The following is a 16,614-nucleotide window of genomic DNA, read 5'->3' on the forward strand; positions in this document are numbered from 1 at the left end:
TCCGCCTGCTCTCGATCGCGGTCAACAGAACGCGGCTTTTCCCAGGATGTGCCCAGGAAGGGCATGATCCCGGGTGTGCAGCCCGCCGACGAGGAGGAACTCGTCCGCCGGATCGCCCGCGGCGACCGGCAGGCGTTCGACGAGCTGTACCAGCGCACCTCACCGTGGCTGGCGGTCCGGCTGCGGCGCCGGTGCGCCGACGAGGACGTGGTCGCCGACGTCCTGCAGGAGACGTACCTGGCCGTGTGGCGGGCCGCGGGCAGCTTCGCGGGCGCCTCCGTCTCGGGCAGCGCGGTCGGCTGGCTCTGGACCATCGCCGCGCACCGCCTGGTCGACGCGTTCCGGCGCCGGGCCCGCCAGACGCGAACACCACCTCCGATCGTCTCTCCCGTCCGCGCGTCCGGAGCCGAGGTGACGGAGGATCTGGGACGGGCCCTGCTGGCGCTCCCACCTGAGCTGCGCGACGTGCTGCGCGCCACGGTGCTGGACGGGCTGTCGGTGCGCGAGACGGCGCTGCTGCTGGGGCGTACCGGAAGGGACGGTCAAGTCACGCGCCCGGCGGGCGCGGACCGCGGCGCGTGCCCACCTGGGTGAACGCTATGAGTTCCTGTGAATCACCTGTCGCACCCCTCTACCGCTTGAGACCGCGGTATCTCCGGAGCAGTTCGGTGATGCGCGCGGGCTCGGCGGCGCCGTTCAGCTCACCGAGCAGGTCGTCGGGGCAGACCTCGTAGAGCTCGCCCCACCACCGTCGAGCCCGGTTGTCCCAGATCTGATAACCACCGGGTACGCCACGGGCCACGTACCGCCGCCGGGCTGCCATCAGTCCTGGAACCACCCGAGCATCGCCTGGCCCTCGCCGGTGTGGAACGCCACGAAGAGTGCAATCGCGCCGAGGCCGACGACAACAAGACCGGTGCGCAGGCGGGTGGACAGTCCCTTCACGACGGTGAGGCCCAGGGCGACGGCACCGAGGAAGCCCGCCGCGAAGCCGTTGTCGCTGATCTCCAGGGCGACGAGCACCCCAGTCGCCGCCGCTCCCACGACGCCGACGATCACCGCGGCCAGGAGCACCACACGACGGCGGGCACGACGGCCCAGCAAGGCCAGCAGGCTGCCGAACACGGTCACGGCGACGATCAGGAACGGGCCGGAGAGGACAGCCATCCAGGCGCCGAGGTGCGGTGGCCACCACACGATCATCAGCCAGCCGGGGGTGACGTCGAACGGCCACACCGACTGCGGATCGATGGTGTACTCCGGGTCGGTGGCGGCGGCCAGGCGGTCGTCCACGCTGAATGCGTAGTAGCGGAACGGCACCCAGAGCAGCCAGGACAGGATCGGCCAGGCCAGCCCGAAGAACACGATCCGGGCGAACCCGGCGGCCAGTCCCGGCCCCACCTCGAGCTCCGGGACGACGTGACCGCGCCGCACCTGGGCGCGCAGGCTCGGCAAGGTCCGGGCCGCGCCCGTCAGGTAGCGCAGGCGGGTGTCGGCGGGCAGGGTCAGCAGGTCGGAGGCCCACTCGCCCTGCTGCCGCTCCCGGAACGCCGCTGGCAACAGCCGGCCGAGAACGGCCAGGACAGCGCGGTCGACCGGGCGCAATTCGTTCACCACGCCAGCTCACCGGTCGTCCTGGGCGCCTTGCGACGGGCCGCGGCCTTCGCAACGGCGGCACCCGCGGCCTCGACACCCGCGGGGGTGAGCACGTAGTAACGGCGGCGCGGACGTCCGGCGGCATGCACGTCGACGTCCTCGGCCCGGCTCCGCAGCCAGCCCGCTCCCTCGAACGCGACCAGGATCGGATAGATCGTCCCCGGCTCGAGCCCGGCCACCTGCGCCAGCTCCAACCCGTACGACTCCCGCTCGTGATCGCGCAACAACGCCTCCAACACCAGCAACCGCGGCGTCGTCATTCGTAACTGGGCCATGCCCGTACTCTATATAGCTATTCCTAGTTCTGCATAGCCCCTGTTACGGTGCGAGCCATGGACAGGGCAGTCTTCTGGCGCATCGTCGAGGGCGCCCGCGCGGAGGCGGGCACCGACACCGAACGTGTCGCGCAGGTGCTCCTCCGCCGCCTCCGCAGCCTGAGCCCGGACGAGATCGAACACTTCGGAGCGTTGTGGGCTGAAGTGCAGGACGAGCTCTACAGCTGGCCCGTCCACGACGCCGCGACCCTCCTGCTGGGACCGGTGAACGACGATGCCCTGCTCGTCGTCCAAGACTGGATCGTCTCCCACGGCAGGCAAACAATGAAGCGCGTCCAGGAAGACCCCGACAACCTCGTCGAGCTGGCTCCGGACCGCCACAACGCCCGCATCGACTGGTTCACCGGCCTCCCGATGGAAGCACACATCGCCGCAACCGGCCGCCCCTTCGCCGTCGACGGCCCGGACGGACCCGAGGACCCGACGGGAACCCCCACCGACCTGACCGACGAACCCGGCACGAGGCGACGCTTCCCCCGCCTGACGGCCTACCTCGACCACAACACCTGGATCGAACGCCCCTGGACCCGCGCCACCACCTGATTTCAGCCCACCCGCGCGGAGTTGTCGGCGATCAGCTCCTGGTTCGGGAAGAGGGTGACGGCTCTGATGCCTTCCTGGACGATCGTCAGGACCGCGAGGCCCCAGGGTTCGCCGCGGAACCAGACCGACGCTGCGGGCTGGCTGTTCGCCTCGGTCGGGGCCATGCGCCAATCCCCCGCGGCGCCCATCGACGGGGTCGCGAAAGCCAGGCACGCCTCGCGACCGGCGTACGAGCTGTGCGCACCGACCGGCTCGATGGACGCGTCCGCGCAGAGCAGGTCGCGGAACGCGTCGGCGTCCGATGCCTCCCACGCCGTCATGTAGCCGTCGAGGAGTTCGCGGGCGCGGGGTGAAGAGACGTCGAGGACGTCGTCGCGGGTCGGGGCCACCTCGGCCAACCGGGACCGGGCTCGTTGCAGGGCGCTTTTGACGGCCGGCACGGACATGCCCAGGGCCACGCCGGTCTCGGCGGCTGAGAAAGCCAGCACCTCACGCAGCAGCAGGACGGCCCGCTGCCGGGGCGCGAGGTGCTGCAGTCCAGCAACGAAGGCGAGCCGTACGCTTTCCCGGTCGGTGATCAGGTCGCCCGGGTCGGCCGCGACCCACACCTCGAGGTCGTCCGGGACGAGGCCGGTCAGAAGCGCGCGCCGCCCCCGGCCGTCGAGCACCGTGAGGCAGACGTTGGTCGCGATCCGGTAGAGCCAGGTGCGCACCGACGAACGCCCCTCGAACGTCTTCCAGCCGCGCAGGGCTCGGACGTACGTGTCCTGCACGACGTCCTCGGCCTCGTGGAAGGCGCCGAGCATCCGGTACGCGTGGGCGAGCAAGCCCCGGCGTTCCGCCTCGAAAGCCTCGGTCAGAGACACAGCCTCGGTCAAAGACCCAGTTGAGGGCGTACCCATGCCGCCAGCCTCCCGATCGCCTCGTCGGCCACCGGGGCGCGCCCGGCGGCCATCTGGAAGATGTGCTGCTGCCCGTCGACGACGTCGAGCTCGCCGCCGGTCGCCTTCGCGATGCGCTCGCTGTCGCCCCGGCCGCTCTCGTCGCCGCCGCACTGCACGTACACCGGGGGCAGTGCGGACAGGTCGGCGTGGAAGGAGTTGACCTCCGGCTCCAGGCCGCTGACGCCCTCGGGAAGGTACTGCTGGAGGAGAGCCTGCACCATCCGGCGCGTGAAGAACGGGTCGGTGGTGGCGGTCTCCTCGTACGAGGATGCGGTCTGGGCCGGGTCCATGTCGATCCACGGCGACACCAGCACCAGCGCGGCCGCACCCGGTTCGCGCAGGGCGACCTGCACGGCAAGACCACCGCCGCACGAGTCACCGGCCACCGCAACCTTCCGGGTACGCCCGGCCACCCACCGGTACGCCGCCACCGCGTCCTCGATCTGCGCCGGGTACCGGAACTCCGGGGCGAGCCGGTACGAGACCAGCAGCACCCGCACGCCCGCCGCTTTGGCGAGGTGCCCGTACATCTTGCGGTGGGTGTAGAGCGATCCGCTCACGAACCCGCCACCGTGCAGCGCGAGGATGACCCGGTCGGGGTCGGCACCGTGCGGGCTGAGCCACATCGCCGGCACCCCACCCGCCGACACCTCCACGTAGTCCACGCCGCGCGGCTCGGCCGTCACATCACCCCACTGGTCGTCCTCGCCCATACCTCCGGCAGCCCAGCGTGTGTACATCTCCTTGATGGCATCCATGTCAGTACCGACCGTGCGGGTTCCCGAAAGGAATCGGTGGCGGCCGTCAGTGGCCGGCGAGGTGGGGGGCGAAAGCGATCGTCACGAAGCGGATCGCCCGGCCCAGCAGGCACGTCGCCGCGAAGGTGAGGGGGTGCATCGGGGTGCGGCCGAGGTAGACGCTCGCGGCCAGCAGGGGTGGAAATCCGGTGATGGCGCTGGCGAGGAGGATCCCGGTGGACTGGCGGGGGCGGTCCAGGGCAGCGACCAACCGGGCCAGGAACCTCCCCAGCCGGCCCGGTGCCGCGGGCCGGCGTTTGGTGAGGCGGCGTTGGAGCCAGGCCGAGCGGATCGCGCCGCGGGCGGCCAGGAAGATCAGGACCTTGCCGGCGGTCTGGCCGGTTGCGGCGGCCAGGCCGAGGGCCACGGGTGGTGCGCCGGTCGTTGCCACGGCTGCGATCAGGTAGGGCTCGGCCGGGGTGAAGGGCAGGAAGGCCGACAGGAACCCGACGGCCAGGGCCGCCAGGACGGCGATCATGGCCGGTTGAGCGGCAGGTCCGCCGGCAGCCGGGCGGCGGCGATGAGCGAGGCGACCTTCACCACGGTGACTGCGAGCGCCACCGTGACGGCCGCGGGCGCCGGCGCGAAGAGGGCGAGGAGCACCACGGCGGCGGTGTTGAGGGCCTTGGCCGGGGGTGACCAGTTCCAGCGGTGGATGCGGCGGTCGGCGCGGGCGAAATAGTTGGGGCTGAGCAGGGGCCAGCGGAGGAACATCAGGCTCAGGAGCTGGTCGATGACCATGAACTGGACGAGGAACACCGCGATCGGCAGGGCGGTGTCCGGGCGCAGCACGACCAGGGCGGCGGCGCAGGCCGAGGTGCAGGCGCGGTCGGCGACGATGTCGAAGACCGCGCCGGTGCGGGTCTCCTGGCCCAGGGCCCGGGCGGCAGCGCCGTCGAGGATGTCGCCGATCCAGTAGATCAGGTACGCGGCCACGAGCAGGTGGGCGCTGCGGTGGGTCAGCGCCGCCACAGCGAGCCCGACGGCGGCGGCTGTGCGTACCGCGGTAATCGTGTTGGGGACGTTGAGGAGCGTGACCGGCGGGCTGAGGCCGAGGGCGGTCATTCGGCGTCCTTGAGGATGCGGTGCATGTCCGCGGTGCGCCGGTTGAGGTCGGCCAGTTGTGCGGTCACGTCGGTGAGCAGCCGCTGCGTCTCGGCGGCCTGGTCGGCGTACTGCCGCTGCAGGTCGCTCGACACGGCGGTCCGGGTGCGGACTCCCGCGTACCAGACGACCGAGATGAGCAGGGCGGCCAGGACGACGAGAAAGACCGAGGCGGTGATGTCCATCTAACTGGTTCCTTTCGGTACGGCGTCGCCGTCGCCGGCGGTGCTCAGGGTCGTGACGGCGGCCGCCACCACGTCGGGTGTGAGGTGCAGCGAGAACGCCGTGGCCTCGTAGAACTTGAGGGCCTTGCCGTCCTCGGACAGCTCCAGCTGCGCGGTGACCAGCCCGGCCTTCTCGAGCTTCTTGAGGTGCACCTGCAGCAGTGCGCGGCTGATGCCCAGGTCGCGGGCGAGCTGGGACACGTAGGTGCGGCCGCCGGTCAGCGCCGCGAGCACGCGCAGCCGGTGCGGGCTGGCCAGCGTGGCCAGCACCTCGACCAGCCGGTCACCGGTCAGCTCCCACTCGCCTTTGCTCATGCCAACTATTATTGGCACGTGAAAGCGAGAGAGTCAACATTGGCAAGCGGCGGGCAGCGCGGCACCCTGGGGCGATGGAGCCCAGCGTGGATCAGGACCAGCCGGTGCGGATCGGCCTCGCGCTGGGCGGCGGGGCGGTCCGGGGTGCGGCACACATCGGTGTGCTCGACGTCCTGGTCAAGGCCGGCTTCGCCCCGGCAGTCGTCACGGGCTGCAGCGCCGGGGCGCTGGTCGGGGCTCTCTACGCCGGCGGGCTGAGCGCCGCGGACATCACGTCGATGGCCGGTGGTCTGCAGTGGAAACGCCTGGTGCGGCCCAGCATCACCGGCCGGGCGTTGTTCGAGACGGCGCGGCTCGGGGCGTACCTGAACGATGCTCTCGACGGCAGGGACTTCGCGGCGCTGGACCTGCCGTTCGCCGCCGTGGCGTGCGAACTGACCACCGCCCGGCGGGTCGTGATGAGCGACGGGCCGGTGGCGAGCGCGGTGCTGGCCAGCTCGGCCATCCCGGGGGTGTTCCCGCCGGTCGAGCGCGACGGGATGCTGCTGGTCGACGGCAGTCTCGTCGACATGGTGCCCGCCGGGCTGGCCCGCAGCCTCGGCGCCGACATCGTGGTGGCGGTCGACGTGTCCGGGCCGTTGCCGCGGCGGCGTCCGAAGACGATGGTGCAGGTGATGGTGGCTGCGAGCACGTTGCAGAGCGGTGTCGCCGAGCAGCTCGCCCGGGACGCCGATCTGGTGCTGACGCCGGACGTCGACGCGTACGCGTTCTGGGAGCTCTCCCGCATGACGGAGTTCGGGCTCGCGGGGCAGGCGGCGGCCGAGGACGCGCTGCCCCTCGTGCAGGCGCTGGTGGAGGTGGCGGAGGCCCGCCGCTCCTGGGAACATCGCTCCCGGGCGGCGGACCTCCGGGGGTAGATCAGCCCTGGCCGGCCCAGTCGCCGAGGGTCCAGTCGCGGACCTCCGGCATGTCCTCCAGGTGCTCCACCACGTACGCCTCGTGCCGGGCCAGCTGGCTCTCGCACCACGCCTTGAGCTCGGTCGCGCCGCGGGGCAGCCGCTTGGTGTTGTTGATCGCGTCCATCACCAGGTGATAGCGGGACGCCTTGTTGCGGACCGTCATGTCGAACGGGGTGGTGGTCGTGCCCTGCTCGATGAAGCCGCGGACCCGGAACCGGTCGGCGTCCGGGCGGCCGTGGACGAGCTGGTGGATGGCGCCGGGGTAGCCGTGGAACGAGAAGACCACGTCGACGGTGTCCGTGAACAGTTCCGTGAACAGCGTCTCGCTCATGCCGTGCGGGTGGTCCTTCGGGCGTACCAGGGTCATGAGGTCGACGACGTTGACGACCCGGACCTTGAGACCGGGCAGCCTCTCCTTGAGGATCTGGGCCGCCGCCACGGTCTCCATGGTGACCACGTCACCGGCGCAGGCGAGCACGATGTCGGGGTCGCTGGTGCCGTCGTCGGTGCCGGCCCACTCCCAGATGCCGGCGCCGATCCGGGCGTGCTCGATCGCCTCGTCCATGGTGAGGAACTGAAGCTGGGGCTGCTTGTCGATGACGATCAGGTTGATGTAGGACCGCGACCGGAAGCAGTGGTCGGCGACCGACAGCAGGGTGTTCGCGTCCGGCGGCAGGTAGACCCGGGCGACGTCACCACGCTGGGTGAGGACCACCTGGATCAGGCCGGGGCCCTGGTGCGAGAAGCCGTTGTGGTCGTTGCGCCACGCGGTGGAGGTCAGCAGGACGTTGAGGCTCGGCACCTTCTCGCGCCACGGGAGGTTCCTCGCCTCCTGGAGCCACTTGCCGTGCTGGACGGTCTGCGAGGCGCTGACCATCGCGAACGCCTCGTAGGTGGCGAACATGCCGTGCCGGCCGGTCAGGGTGTAGCCCTCCAGCCAGCCGTGGCAGTTGTGCTCGGAGAGCACCTCCATGACGCGCCCGTCGCGGCTGATCTTCACGTCCTCGGGGGTCACGCGTTCCATGAAGCCGCGGTCCGAGGCCTCGAAGACGGCACCGAGACGGTTGCTGTTGGTCTCGTCCGGACAGAAGAGCCGGAAGCGGTCGGGGTTGCGCCGGTAGATGTCGCGCATCAGCTCGCCGAGCTTGCGGGTCGACTCGGCGTGCTCGGCCGCCGGACGCTCGACCTCGACCGCGTAGTCACGGAAATCCGGGATGTCGAGGTCGCGGGTCAGCTTGCCGCCGTTGGCGTGCGGGCTGGCGCTCATCCGCAAGTCACCCTCGGGCGCCAGGGACCGCACCAGCTCCATCGGCGCCCCGGTGGAATCGAAGAGCTCTTCCGGACGGTACGACTTCAGCCAGCGTTCGAGGAGTGCCAGGTGCTCGGGATTGTCGCGGACACCCGAGAGCGGCACCTGGTGCGCGCGCCACGTGCCGGCGACCTTGACGCCGTCCACCTCGGCCGGACCGGTCCAGCCCTTCGGGGAGCGCAGGATGATCAGGGGCCAGTGCGGGCGTTCGCCGTCCCACTCCCCCGCGCGGGCCGCGTGCTGGATCGCGCGGATCTTGCCCCAGGCCTCGGCCAGCGCGGCGGCGAAGCGGTGGTGCATGCCCGGGAGGTCCTCACCCTCGACCTCGATGATCTCGTAGCCGTGACCGCTGAGCAGCGAGCGCACCTCGTCGGGGTCCTTGCGGCCCAGCACGGTCGGCCCGGCGATCTTGGCGCCGTTGAGGTGCAGGATCGGCAGCACCGCGCCGTCGTGCGCGGGGTTCAGGAACGAGATGCCCTTCCACGAGCCTTCGAGGGGCCCGGTCTCCGCCTCACCGTCACCGACCACGGCGATCGCGAGCAGGTCGGGGTTGTCCATGACCGCGCCGAAGGCGTGCACGAGGACGTAACCGAGCTCACCGCCCTCGTGGATCGAGCCCGGCGTGGTCACGGACACGTGGCTGGGGATGCCGCCGGGGCTGGAGAACTGCCGGAACAGCCGCTGCATCCCGGCCTCGTCCTGGGACACCTTCGGGTAGATGTCGCTGTAGGTGCCCTCCAGATAGCCGGCGGCGACCAGGGCGGGACCGCCGTGCCCGGGTCCGGCGAGGTAGATCGCCTGCTGACCGGTGTGCCGGATCAGCCGGGAGACGTGCGCGTAGACGAACGACAGACCGGGGCTGGTCCCCCAGTGCCCGAGCAGCCGCGGCTTGATGTGCTCGGGCCGCAACGGCTCCCGCAGCAGCGGGTTGGCACCGAGGTAGATCTGCCCGATGGTGAGGTAGTTGTTGGCCCGCCACCAGGCGTCGAGCCGGTCGATCTCCGTGTCGTCCGGAGCGGCCAGGGCGCGCACCACCTCGTCGTCGGGGGTGCGGACCTCATGTTCCGATACGGCGGTCACGTCGTTCCTTCCCGTCATCCCTGCCTGACTGGCCTCCTTCACGCTAGTGCGCGACGTGCCCCCTCAGGCAGGGGCGAAGGACGCCGGTCCCGGGACTTTCGCCCCTGTCGCCCGCGTGCCCCGGACCCACGACCTCAAACCGCTGGTACGCCCGCAGGGAACTCCTCGAGGCCGAGCACACGCAGCAGCTCCAGGCACTCGCGGGCCTCGGCGTCCGCCGGGGTCAGGACCAGCAGCTGCTGACCCAGATCGGGCGTGACCAGGGTTTCGCAGTCCAGCAGGATCGGGCCCACCCGCGGATGGACGATGGTCTTCCGGTCGGCGCGCCGGACCCCGACCTCGTGCTCGGCCCACAGCCGGCGGAACTCCGCGCTCGCCGCCCGCAGCCGGTCGATCAGTCCGGTCACGGTGGAGTCGGCGGCCCGCCGCCCGGCGACCGCACGCAGGTCGGCCACGAGCTGCCGCGAGTGCCGGTCCGCCTCCGCGCCCGGATGCGTCACGCGGGCAGCCGGCTCGGTGAACCAGCGGTAGGCGATGTAGCGCCGGTCGCCGGAGAAGCCGGTGAGGTCGCTCATCAGCAGCAGGGCCGCACGGTTCTGGGCCAGGACCTCCCCCAGGTCGGACATCACCAGGGCCGGGGTGTCACCGAGCAGGTCGAGCATCCGCAGCAGCCCGGCGCGGGCCAGGCGGGCCACCCCGTCGGCGGGCGGCGGCTGATGACCGGCCAGGTGGAAGAGATGGTCACGCTCGTCGTCGGAGAGCCGCAGCGCCCGGGCCAGCGCGCCGAGCAGCTGCGTCGACGGCTGACTGCTGCGGCCCTGCTCGAGCCGGACGACGTAGTCGACCGACATCCCGGCGAGCAGCGCGACCTCCTCCCGGCGCAGACCGGTGGTGCGGCGGCGGGGGCCGCCGGCCAGGCCCACCTCGGCCGGTCGGATCGCCTCACGGCGGCGGCGCAGGAAGTCCGCGAGCTGCTCACGCTGCATGTCCCAATCCTCCCGCGCGGCCGGGCCCCCGAGCCAGGGAGCGGCTCTCCCACGATAAGCGCTCCGCTCCCGCCCCCACCGGTACGCCCGCAGAGTGGGTGCCACGACCGACCACGAGGAGCACCTGATGCACACACGAACCCTGGGCAGCACCGGACCGGTTGTCTCCGCCCTCGGCCTCGGCGCGATGGGCATGTCCGGCGCGTACGGCGAGGCGGACCGGGCGGAGAGCATCGCCACGGTGCACGCCGCACTGGACGCCGGCGTCACCCTGATCGACACCGGCGACTTCTACGCCATGGGTCACAACGAGCTGCTCGTCGCCGAGGCGCTGCGCGGCCGGAGCCGGGACAGCTACCAGCTGAGCGTCAAGTTCGGCATGCTGCGGGGGCCCGGACCCCAGTTCGGCGGGCAGGACGGCCGGCCCGAGGCGGTGAAGAACTTCCTGGCGTACTCGCTGACGCGGCTCGGCACCGACCACATCGACATCTACCGGCCGGCCCGCCTCGACCCCGCGGTCCCGATCGAGGAGACCGTCGGCGCGATCAAGGAGATGATCGACGCCGGCCACGTCCGCCACGTCGGCCTGTCCGAGGTCGACGCCGCGACGATCCGGCGTGCGCACGCCGTGCACCCGATCGCCGACCTCCAGTTCGAGTACTCCCTGATCTCCCGCGCCGTGGAGACCGACATCCTGCCCACGCTGCGGGAGCTGGGGATCGGCCTGACCGCGTACGGGGTGCTCAGCCGTGGACTGATCTCCGGCCACTGGAGTGCCGGACGGGTGGGCGGTGCCGGCGATGTGCGGGGCTTCAGCCCACGGTTCGCCAGTGAGAACGTCGAGCACAACCTGACGCTGGTGGACGCGTTGCGCCGGGTCGCCGAGGCCAAGGGCTGCACGGTTGCTCAGCTGGCCATCGCCTGGGTGGCCGCGCAGGGCGGGGACATCGTCCCGCTGGTCGGTGCCCGTACCCGGGAGCGGTTGTCCGAGGCCCTGCCCGCGCTGGAGCTGGACCTCACCGCGGACGACCTGGCCGAGATCGAGAAGGCCGTGCCGGCCGGTTCGGCGCGGGGCGACCGCTACCCGGCCGCGTTCATGTCCTCGCTCGGCGCCGGCAACTGACGGAACGTCACGCCGCCGGGATCAGCACACCGCTGGTGAAGCCGGGTGCTTCGGCGACGTCGAGCATGGTCGCGGCAACCGTCGCCCGGCTGACCCGGGTGGGGAACAGCGTCCGGGGAGCCGCACTCAGCGGAGAGACGCCCCGGCGTTCACCGAGTGGACCGTTCGTGAGGGGTCCACAGTGGAAGACCGCGCCGCCCGCGTCGAGCACGAGGGTGTCGGCCGTGACCTTGTCGGGCAGCTCCGGGCCGAGGAACCGCAGCAACGTGCGGGTCAGCGGCCCGGCTGCCGCGGCCGACGCGCCGGTGCCGTAGGCGCCCATCCAGAGGACCCGGCCGGCTCCCGAGGCCACGGCGGCGCGGGCACCGGCCGTCAGCACGCCGACCTGGTTGCGGTGGCTGACACCGAGACCGGAGACGATCGTGGTGGCGTCCCGCAGCGCCGCGGTGATGGCGGCCGTGTCGCGGACGTCAGCGCGAACGACGGTCAGCCGGTCGTGCTCGTGCCCTGGTTCCGAGAAGGCCGGGTTCCGGGCGATCGCCGTGACGTGGTGGCCGCGGCCGAGCGCCTGCTCGACCAGGAGACGCCCGGTGGCGCCGGAAGCGCCGAGAACGGTGATCCGCATCAGGACCCGGCCAGAACTTTGAGCGCAGCGGCGTGCAGCCCCGGTGTGGCGGCGAGGTAGTGCTCACTGGTCAGATCCCAGGGACGGCCGTCCAGATCGGTGACCACTCCCCCGGCCTCCTTGATCAGCAGCAGGCCGGCCAGGTGGGACCGGACGTTGTCGAACTGCCAGTGCAGGTCCATGCGACCCGCCGCGACCTGCGACAACTGGTGGGTCACCGGCACCGACACACGGACGTAGAGCGCGGCCTGCAGCATCGCGGTCACGGACGCACCGAGGAGCGCCGCGTTCCGCGGGTCCAGGCCGGGCTTGGCCTGACCGGTCCCGACCAGCGCCGCGTCCAGCCCGGTCTTGGCCGAGGTCGTCAGACGGACCCCGTTCAGGTACGCGCCCGCGCCGGCCTCGGCCGTGTACAGCTCGTCGCCCAACGGCGAGTACAGCACCGCGAGGACGGGTTGCTGGTCGCGGACCAGGGTGACGCCGATGTTCCAGTCGCGCAGGCCGTGGATGGTGTTGACGTTGCCGCCGACCGGGTCGACGACCCACCACTCGCCCGCGGGCATCGGGCCGCTGGCGTGCTCGTCGTCGACCCAGCCGGCGTCCGGCCGGGCCGCGGTCAGTCCCGGGCGGAGGATGGCGAGGACGGCGCTGTCGTTCGCGCGTACCGAGGAGACGATGTCCTCGAAGCTGTCCTGCCGCGACCCGGCGGAGTAACGCCGCAGCAGGTGAGCCCCGGCCTCTTTGACGACGATCTCGACGTCTTGCAGAAGTGTTGTCATGCGTTCCACTCTGGGCGCGGTCTGACATGATGTCCAATGCATCTTTGGCACTTCAATGTTTACTCAGACGCAATGATGGGGGACGCGTGGATCTCAACCTCCTGACGGCGCTCGACGCCCTGCTGGACGAGCGCAGCGTCACGGGTGCGGCCGAGCGGCTGCGGTTGTCACCGCCGGCGATGAGCCGGACGCTGAGCCGCATCCGCAAGGCCACGGGTGACCAGATCCTGGTGCGGACCGGTCGCACGATGACGCCGACACCGCACGCCCTCACCCTCCAGGCCGAGGTCCACGATCTGGTGCAACGCGCCGAGACCGCCCTGCGCCCGGAACGGCCGCTGGACCTCGGCACTCTCGAACGCACCTTCACGGTCCGGGGCCACGACGCGGTGACGACGGCCCTGGGTCCCGAACTGCTCGGCATCGTGCGGGAGCGGGCGCCCGGTGTGGCCGTACGCCTGCTCGCCGAGGCCAGTGCAGACACCAACGAGCTGCGCCACGGCCAGGTCGACCTGGAGATCGGCTCCACCGCACCCGAACTCCCGGAGATCACCGGTGAGCGGATCGGCCGGGACCGGCTCGTGGTCGCGATGCGGACCGGTCATCCCCTGGCGTCCGGTGCGCTGACCCTGGAGGACTTCGCAGCTGCCGACCACCTCACGGTCTCGCGGCGCGGGCGGCTCACCGACCCGATGGACGACATCCTGTCCGGGCACGGCCTGCGCCGCCGTGTCGTGGCCTCGGCCCCGACCAGCACCACGGCCCTGGCGATCGCCGCCCGCAGCGACATGCTCGTCGCCGTCCCCGGCGCCGCGTGCGCGGCCATGATCGACGCACTGCGGCTGACCACCCTCGAGTTGCCCTTCACCGTGCCACCGGTGGACCTGATCGTCCTGTGGCACCAGCGTTTCAGCAACGACAAGGCCCACGCCTGGCTGCGCGCCTGCGTCCGCGAGGCGTTCGAGCGGGCCTAGGCTGGTGCGATGCCCGACGATGAGCTGTCCGAGGTGGTCCGGCAACGGCTTCGCGGTTTGCGGCAGGCGCGCGGGTGGAGTCTCGACGTGCTCGCCGCCCGCTGCGACCTCAGCCCATCCACACTGAGCCGGATCGAGACGGGACCACGCCGCATCGACCTGGACCAGCTCGTCGCCCTCGCCCGCGCGCTGGGCACGACGATCGACCACCTGGTCGAGCCGGTCGACGACGCCGACGTGATCATCCGGCCGGTCCAGCACACGGAGGCCGGGCTGACCACGTGGATGCTCTCCCGCGACCCGGCGGAGCGCGGCGGCACCCACGTGGCCAAGATGCGGATCACGGCCGAACGGCGTACCGGACCGGAGCATCTGAGTGTCCACCCCGGGCGGGAGTGGTTCACGGTGATCTCGGGGACGGCGCTGCTGCACCTGGGTGAGCGGCAGATCCGGGTCGAGACCGGGGAGGCCGCGGAGTTCTCCACGATGATCCCGCACTCGATCGCCGCGCTGGACGGCCCGGTCGAGATTCTCACGATGTTCGACCGGGAGGGCGAGCGCGCCCACTCGGCCTGATCTCCTCTTGCGTTTTCTGCAAGGCCTGATGCCATATCTGCAAGTCGGCGCTAGCTTTCGAGCATGACTTCACCGCTCGTGGGCGTCGCCGACCCCACCATCAACGACCCCCGACGCCGCCGGGCGATCCTGATCGCGGTCTGCGTCGCCCTCATGGCCGTCATCGCCTCGGTGTCCGGGCTCAACGTCGCCCAGCAGGAGATCGCCCTCGCCTTCGGCGCCTCGCAGGGCACCGTCCTGTGGATCATCAACGTCTACACGATCACCCTGGCCGCACTGCTGCTGCCGCTGGGCGCCGTCGGTGACCGCTGGGGCCGCAAGCCGGTGCTGCTCACGGGCCTGATCGTCTTCGGGGTGGCGAGCGCCGCGGCCGGCCTGGCCACCTCGTCCGAGGTCATGATCGCCGCCCGGCTCCTCGCCGGCGCAGGCGCCGCGATGATCATGCCGGTCACCCTGGCCGTCATCACGTCGACCTTTCCGGACGAGGAACGCTCCCGCGCGATCGGCGTGTGGACCGGCGTCGCCGGAGGTGGTGGCCTGCTCGGCATGTACCTGTCCGCGGTGCTGGTCGACGTGGCGAGCTGGCGCTGGCTCTTCGTGCTGCCGGTCGCGCTGGTCGTCGCGGCCGGTATCCTGGCGCTGCGCTCGGTCCCGAACTCCCGCGAGACGACCGGGCAGCGGTTCGACATCACCGGTTCGCTGTCCTCGGTGGTCGCCGTCGTCGGCCTCATCTTCGTGCTGCACGAGGGCCCGGAACGCGGCTGGACAGCGCCCGTGACGCTGCTGAGCCTGCTCGTCGGTGTCGTCGGCGCCGCCGGTTTTGTGATGTGGGAACTGCGCCACGGCGCTCCCCTGCTCGACGTCCGGCTGTTCCGGAAGCGTGGCCTGGCCACCGGATCCGTGGCGCTGCTCGCGGTCTTCGGTGTGCAGGCGGGCATCTTCGTGGTGCTGTTCCCGTACCTCCAGGCCGTGCTCGGCTGGTCCGGCCTGCGCGCCACTCTGGCACTCATGCCGATGGCGCTGCTGATGATGGCCGCGTCCGGCCTTGCACCCCGGGTGGCCGCCCGGGCCGGCAGCCGGCCGACGATGGCAGCGGGAATCTTCCTGGGCGGCGCCGGTCTGGCCCTGATGGCGCTCTTCGTCTCCGTGGACGGCGGATACCTGTCGGTGCTGCCCGGCATGCTCGCCATGGGACTCGGCATGGGCCTGACGATGACACCGGCGACCGAGGCCATCACCAGCGCCCTGCCCCGCGCACGCCAGGGGGTCGCCTCCGCCCTCAACGACGTCACCCGCGAATTCGGCACGGCGCTCGGCGTCGCCCTGCTCGGCGCGGTCCTGTCCGCCGGCTATCGCGGCGCGATCGACGCCCGGCTCGACGACGGCACGGCCGCAACGGCCCGCGAGGGCATCGCCACCGCACTCGCCGCGGCCGAAGGCCGGCCCGCACTCGTCCGCGCCGCCCAGGAATCCTTCGTCGACGGCTGGCAACAGGCCATGTGGGCCGGCGTCGCCGTGATGACGGTCCTGTTCGTCTACGTCCTGGTGGGCGGGCGTAACTCGGTACCGGTGACCACGGAAGCGCGGTAGACACGGTGGATGCGTGAGGAGACCCTGCCGGGCGAAACGATCGGCGCCGGGGAGTCAGCGCCCTGGGCCTCGGCCGATCCGATGCTGGAGCAGGTCGGCCGGTGGCTGCGACGGGTCCACGACCTCACGGCCGACTTCCCGGCGCCGGCGGACGAGCACTGGTTCATCGGCGGCACGGTGCAGCCCGGGCTGATCGTCGGGCACCAGGACGCGGCGCCCTACAACGCGGTGGTGGACGGCGACCGGCTGGTCGGATTCTGCGACTGGGACATCGCCGGCCCGTCCACCCGCGAATGGGACTTGGCGTTCTCGGCGCTGTCGTGGGTGCCGCTCGCCTCACCCTGGGACGGTACGCGTTCCGATCATGGCGAGCAGTCCCGCCGCCTGCAGCTGCTGCTCGACGCGTACGGCTACGACGGCGACCGGCACGCGTTCTCGACCGTGGTGCCGCAGCGGGCCCGGCGGCAAGCCGGCGTCATCCGCAGCATGGCGGAGGCCGGGGACCCGGCCTCGATCGGGCTGCTTCCCGTCGCGGAGATGCTCGAACGCTCCGCGACCGACCTCGAGGCCCTCCCGGCCACCTTCTGGAACCCCTGACCGGCGATTGCTTACGAGGTTCTTACGGTTGTCGTTCCACACTGCACGGTCCGCCGGCATCGATGAGACTCAGAGCTCCATCGATCGGGGGAGATGCT

Annotated in this window: 21 protein-coding genes; 8 read left to right on the forward strand and 13 right to left on the reverse strand. The window is 71.4% G+C overall.

Annotated elements, in window-relative coordinates; translation table 11 throughout:
• Positions 1 to 75 precede the first annotated feature (75 nt).
• On the forward strand, positions 76 to 594 hold the full coding sequence (locus tag AFR_RS22975; RefSeq protein WP_438829906.1) for an RNA polymerase sigma factor: 519 nt from the start codon (positions 76 to 78) through the stop codon (positions 592 to 594).
• A 37-nt stretch (positions 595 to 631) separates the two neighbouring features.
• Here the strand turns inward: AFR_RS22975 and AFR_RS22980 are convergent, their stop codons facing one another.
• Genes AFR_RS22980 through AFR_RS22990 form a run of 3 tightly spaced genes read right to left on the reverse strand, consistent with a single transcriptional unit; the run spans position 632 to position 1,931 of the window.
• Positions 632 to 823, reverse strand: coding sequence for a hypothetical protein (locus tag AFR_RS22980; RefSeq protein WP_023363335.1), 192 nt, complete (start codon positions 821 to 823; stop codon positions 632 to 634).
• On the reverse strand, positions 823 to 1,617 hold the full coding sequence (locus AFR_RS22985; RefSeq protein ID WP_023363337.1) for a hypothetical protein: 795 nt from the start codon (positions 1,615 to 1,617) through the stop codon (positions 823 to 825). The genes AFR_RS22980 and AFR_RS22985 overlap by 1 nt, the downstream gene beginning before the upstream one ends.
• A complete protein-coding gene (locus AFR_RS22990) occupies positions 1,611 to 1,931 on the reverse strand; it encodes a PadR family transcriptional regulator (RefSeq protein WP_238547121.1) in 321 nt (106 codons plus the stop codon). Before AFR_RS22990 ends, AFR_RS22985 begins: the two co-directional genes overlap by 7 nt.
• A 57-nt stretch (positions 1,932 to 1,988) precedes the next feature.
• On the opposite strand from AFR_RS22990, the gene AFR_RS22995 reads away from it, so the two are divergent.
• Positions 1,989 to 2,534 (forward strand): DUF4240 domain-containing protein, encoded by a 546-nt coding sequence (locus AFR_RS22995; RefSeq protein ID WP_023363340.1) that lies wholly within the window; start codon positions 1,989 to 1,991, stop codon positions 2,532 to 2,534.
• A gap of 2 nt (positions 2,535 to 2,536) precedes the next feature.
• Here AFR_RS22995 and AFR_RS23000 read toward each other — a convergent pair whose 3' ends face one another.
• The 6 genes from AFR_RS23000 to AFR_RS23025 are packed head-to-tail and all read right to left on the reverse strand — an operon-like array spanning position 2,537 to position 5,918.
• Positions 2,537 to 3,412: a sigma-70 family RNA polymerase sigma factor gene (locus tag AFR_RS23000; protein WP_238547122.1), complete on the reverse strand. Its 876-nt coding sequence runs from the start codon at positions 3,410 to 3,412 to the stop codon at positions 2,537 to 2,539.
• Positions 3,409 to 4,236, reverse strand: a complete 828-nt coding sequence (locus AFR_RS23005; protein WP_023363344.1) for an alpha/beta hydrolase — start codon at positions 4,234 to 4,236, stop codon at positions 3,409 to 3,411. Before AFR_RS23005 ends, AFR_RS23000 begins: the two co-directional genes overlap by 4 nt.
• A 46-nt stretch (positions 4,237 to 4,282) precedes the next feature.
• Entirely contained in the window at positions 4,283 to 4,753 is a 471-nt protein-coding gene (locus AFR_RS23010) for a hypothetical protein (RefSeq protein WP_023363345.1), read from the reverse strand.
• A complete protein-coding gene (locus AFR_RS23015) occupies positions 4,750 to 5,340 on the reverse strand; it encodes a CDP-alcohol phosphatidyltransferase family protein (protein WP_023363347.1) in 591 nt (196 codons plus the stop codon). The genes AFR_RS23010 and AFR_RS23015 overlap by 4 nt, the downstream gene beginning before the upstream one ends.
• On the reverse strand, positions 5,337 to 5,564 hold the full coding sequence (locus AFR_RS23020) for a hypothetical protein (protein WP_023363349.1): 228 nt from the start codon (positions 5,562 to 5,564) through the stop codon (positions 5,337 to 5,339). The genes AFR_RS23015 and AFR_RS23020 overlap by 4 nt, the downstream gene beginning before the upstream one ends.
• Positions 5,565 to 5,918 (reverse strand): ArsR/SmtB family transcription factor, encoded by a 354-nt coding sequence (locus AFR_RS23025; RefSeq protein ID WP_023363350.1) that lies wholly within the window; start codon positions 5,916 to 5,918, stop codon positions 5,565 to 5,567. It lies immediately after the preceding gene.
• A 74-nt stretch (positions 5,919 to 5,992) separates the two neighbouring features.
• On the opposite strand from AFR_RS23025, the gene AFR_RS23030 reads away from it, so the two are divergent.
• Complete coding sequence (locus tag AFR_RS23030) at positions 5,993 to 6,835, forward strand: patatin-like phospholipase family protein (RefSeq protein WP_023363351.1); 843 nt, start codon at positions 5,993 to 5,995, stop codon at positions 6,833 to 6,835.
• Between the two features lies 1 nt (position 6,836).
• Here AFR_RS23030 and AFR_RS23035 read toward each other — a convergent pair whose 3' ends face one another.
• Together AFR_RS23035 and AFR_RS23040 are read right to left on the reverse strand one after the other, a co-directional pair.
• Positions 6,837 to 9,221 (reverse strand): phosphoketolase family protein, encoded by a 2,385-nt coding sequence (locus AFR_RS23035; RefSeq protein WP_041842578.1) that lies wholly within the window; start codon positions 9,219 to 9,221, stop codon positions 6,837 to 6,839.
• A gap of 179 nt (positions 9,222 to 9,400) precedes the next feature.
• Positions 9,401 to 10,252: a helix-turn-helix transcriptional regulator gene (locus AFR_RS23040; RefSeq protein WP_023363353.1), complete on the reverse strand. Its 852-nt coding sequence runs from the start codon at positions 10,250 to 10,252 to the stop codon at positions 9,401 to 9,403.
• A 127-nt stretch (positions 10,253 to 10,379) separates the two neighbouring features.
• On the opposite strand from AFR_RS23040, the gene AFR_RS23045 reads away from it, so the two are divergent.
• Complete coding sequence (locus tag AFR_RS23045; RefSeq protein WP_023363354.1) at positions 10,380 to 11,375, forward strand: aldo/keto reductase; 996 nt, start codon at positions 10,380 to 10,382, stop codon at positions 11,373 to 11,375.
• A gap of 7 nt (positions 11,376 to 11,382) precedes the next feature.
• Here AFR_RS23045 and AFR_RS23050 read toward each other — a convergent pair whose 3' ends face one another.
• Both AFR_RS23050 and AFR_RS23055 read right to left on the reverse strand, forming a co-directional pair.
• A complete protein-coding gene (locus AFR_RS23050) occupies positions 11,383 to 12,000 on the reverse strand; it encodes an NAD(P)-dependent oxidoreductase (RefSeq protein ID WP_023363355.1) in 618 nt (205 codons plus the stop codon).
• Positions 12,000 to 12,779: an inositol monophosphatase family protein gene (locus tag AFR_RS23055; RefSeq protein ID WP_023363356.1), complete on the reverse strand. Its 780-nt coding sequence runs from the start codon at positions 12,777 to 12,779 to the stop codon at positions 12,000 to 12,002. The genes AFR_RS23050 and AFR_RS23055 overlap by 1 nt, the downstream gene beginning before the upstream one ends.
• Before the next feature lie 86 nt (positions 12,780 to 12,865).
• Here AFR_RS23055 and AFR_RS23060 point away from each other — a divergent pair, with 86 nt between their 5' ends.
• The 4 genes from AFR_RS23060 to AFR_RS23075 all read left to right on the forward strand — a co-directional run bounded on the left by AFR_RS23060 (position 12,866) and on the right by AFR_RS23075 (position 16,516).
• A complete protein-coding gene (locus AFR_RS23060; protein ID WP_023363357.1) occupies positions 12,866 to 13,753 on the forward strand; it encodes a LysR family transcriptional regulator in 888 nt (295 codons plus the stop codon).
• Positions 13,754 to 13,762: 9 nt separating this feature from the next.
• Complete coding sequence (locus AFR_RS23065; RefSeq protein WP_023363358.1) at positions 13,763 to 14,329, forward strand: helix-turn-helix domain-containing protein; 567 nt, start codon at positions 13,763 to 13,765, stop codon at positions 14,327 to 14,329.
• A gap of 63 nt (positions 14,330 to 14,392) precedes the next feature.
• The gene (locus AFR_RS23070; RefSeq protein WP_052359437.1) at positions 14,393 to 15,919 is read left to right on the forward strand and encodes an MFS transporter; all 1,527 of its coding nucleotides are present in this window, start codon (positions 14,393 to 14,395) and stop codon (positions 15,917 to 15,919) included.
• 9 nt (positions 15,920 to 15,928) lie between these two features.
• Positions 15,929 to 16,516, forward strand: a complete 588-nt coding sequence (locus tag AFR_RS23075) for an aminoglycoside phosphotransferase/kinase family protein (protein ID WP_023363361.1) — start codon at positions 15,929 to 15,931, stop codon at positions 16,514 to 16,516.
• The last annotated feature ends 98 nt before the right edge of the window (positions 16,517 to 16,614 follow it).

The organism is Amorphoplanes friuliensis DSM 7358 (assembly GCF_000494755.1).
GTDB classification, from domain to species: domain Bacteria; phylum Actinomycetota; class Actinomycetes; order Mycobacteriales; family Micromonosporaceae; genus Actinoplanes; species Actinoplanes friuliensis.

Coding starts and splice junctions, on each gene's coding strand:
- AFR_RS23010 (WP_023363345.1), bottom strand. CDS start 4,753: ATGATCGCCGTCCTGGCGGCCCTGGCCGTCGGGTTCCTGTCGGCCTTC.
- AFR_RS23005 (WP_023363344.1), bottom strand. CDS start 4,236: ATGGATGCCATCAAGGAGATGTACACACGCTGGGCTGCCGGAGGTATG.
- AFR_RS23015 (WP_023363347.1), bottom strand. CDS start 5,340: ATGACCGCCCTCGGCCTCAGCCCGCCGGTCACGCTCCTCAACGTCCCC.
- AFR_RS23045 (WP_023363354.1), top strand. CDS start 10,380: ATGCACACACGAACCCTGGGCAGCACCGGACCGGTTGTCTCCGCCCTC.
- AFR_RS23020 (WP_023363349.1), bottom strand. CDS start 5,564: ATGGACATCACCGCCTCGGTCTTTCTCGTCGTCCTGGCCGCCCTGCTC.
- AFR_RS23050 (WP_023363355.1), bottom strand. CDS start 12,000: ATGCGGATCACCGTTCTCGGCGCTTCCGGCGCCACCGGGCGTCTCCTG.
- AFR_RS23075 (WP_023363361.1), top strand. CDS start 15,929: ATGCGTGAGGAGACCCTGCCGGGCGAAACGATCGGCGCCGGGGAGTCA.
- AFR_RS23065 (WP_023363358.1), top strand. CDS start 13,763: ATGCCCGACGATGAGCTGTCCGAGGTGGTCCGGCAACGGCTTCGCGGT.
- AFR_RS23055 (WP_023363356.1), bottom strand. CDS start 12,779: ATGACAACACTTCTGCAAGACGTCGAGATCGTCGTCAAAGAGGCCGGG.
- AFR_RS23030 (WP_023363351.1), top strand. CDS start 5,993: ATGGAGCCCAGCGTGGATCAGGACCAGCCGGTGCGGATCGGCCTCGCG.
- AFR_RS23025 (WP_023363350.1), bottom strand. CDS start 5,918: ATGAGCAAAGGCGAGTGGGAGCTGACCGGTGACCGGCTGGTCGAGGTG.
- AFR_RS22990 (WP_238547121.1), bottom strand. CDS start 1,931: ATGGCCCAGTTACGAATGACGACGCCGCGGTTGCTGGTGTTGGAGGCG.
- AFR_RS22980 (WP_023363335.1), bottom strand. CDS start 823: ATGGCAGCCCGGCGGCGGTACGTGGCCCGTGGCGTACCCGGTGGTTAT.
- AFR_RS22995 (WP_023363340.1), top strand. CDS start 1,989: ATGGACAGGGCAGTCTTCTGGCGCATCGTCGAGGGCGCCCGCGCGGAG.
- AFR_RS23070 (WP_052359437.1), top strand. CDS start 14,393: ATGACTTCACCGCTCGTGGGCGTCGCCGACCCCACCATCAACGACCCC.
- AFR_RS23040 (WP_023363353.1), bottom strand. CDS start 10,252: ATGCAGCGTGAGCAGCTCGCGGACTTCCTGCGCCGCCGCCGTGAGGCG.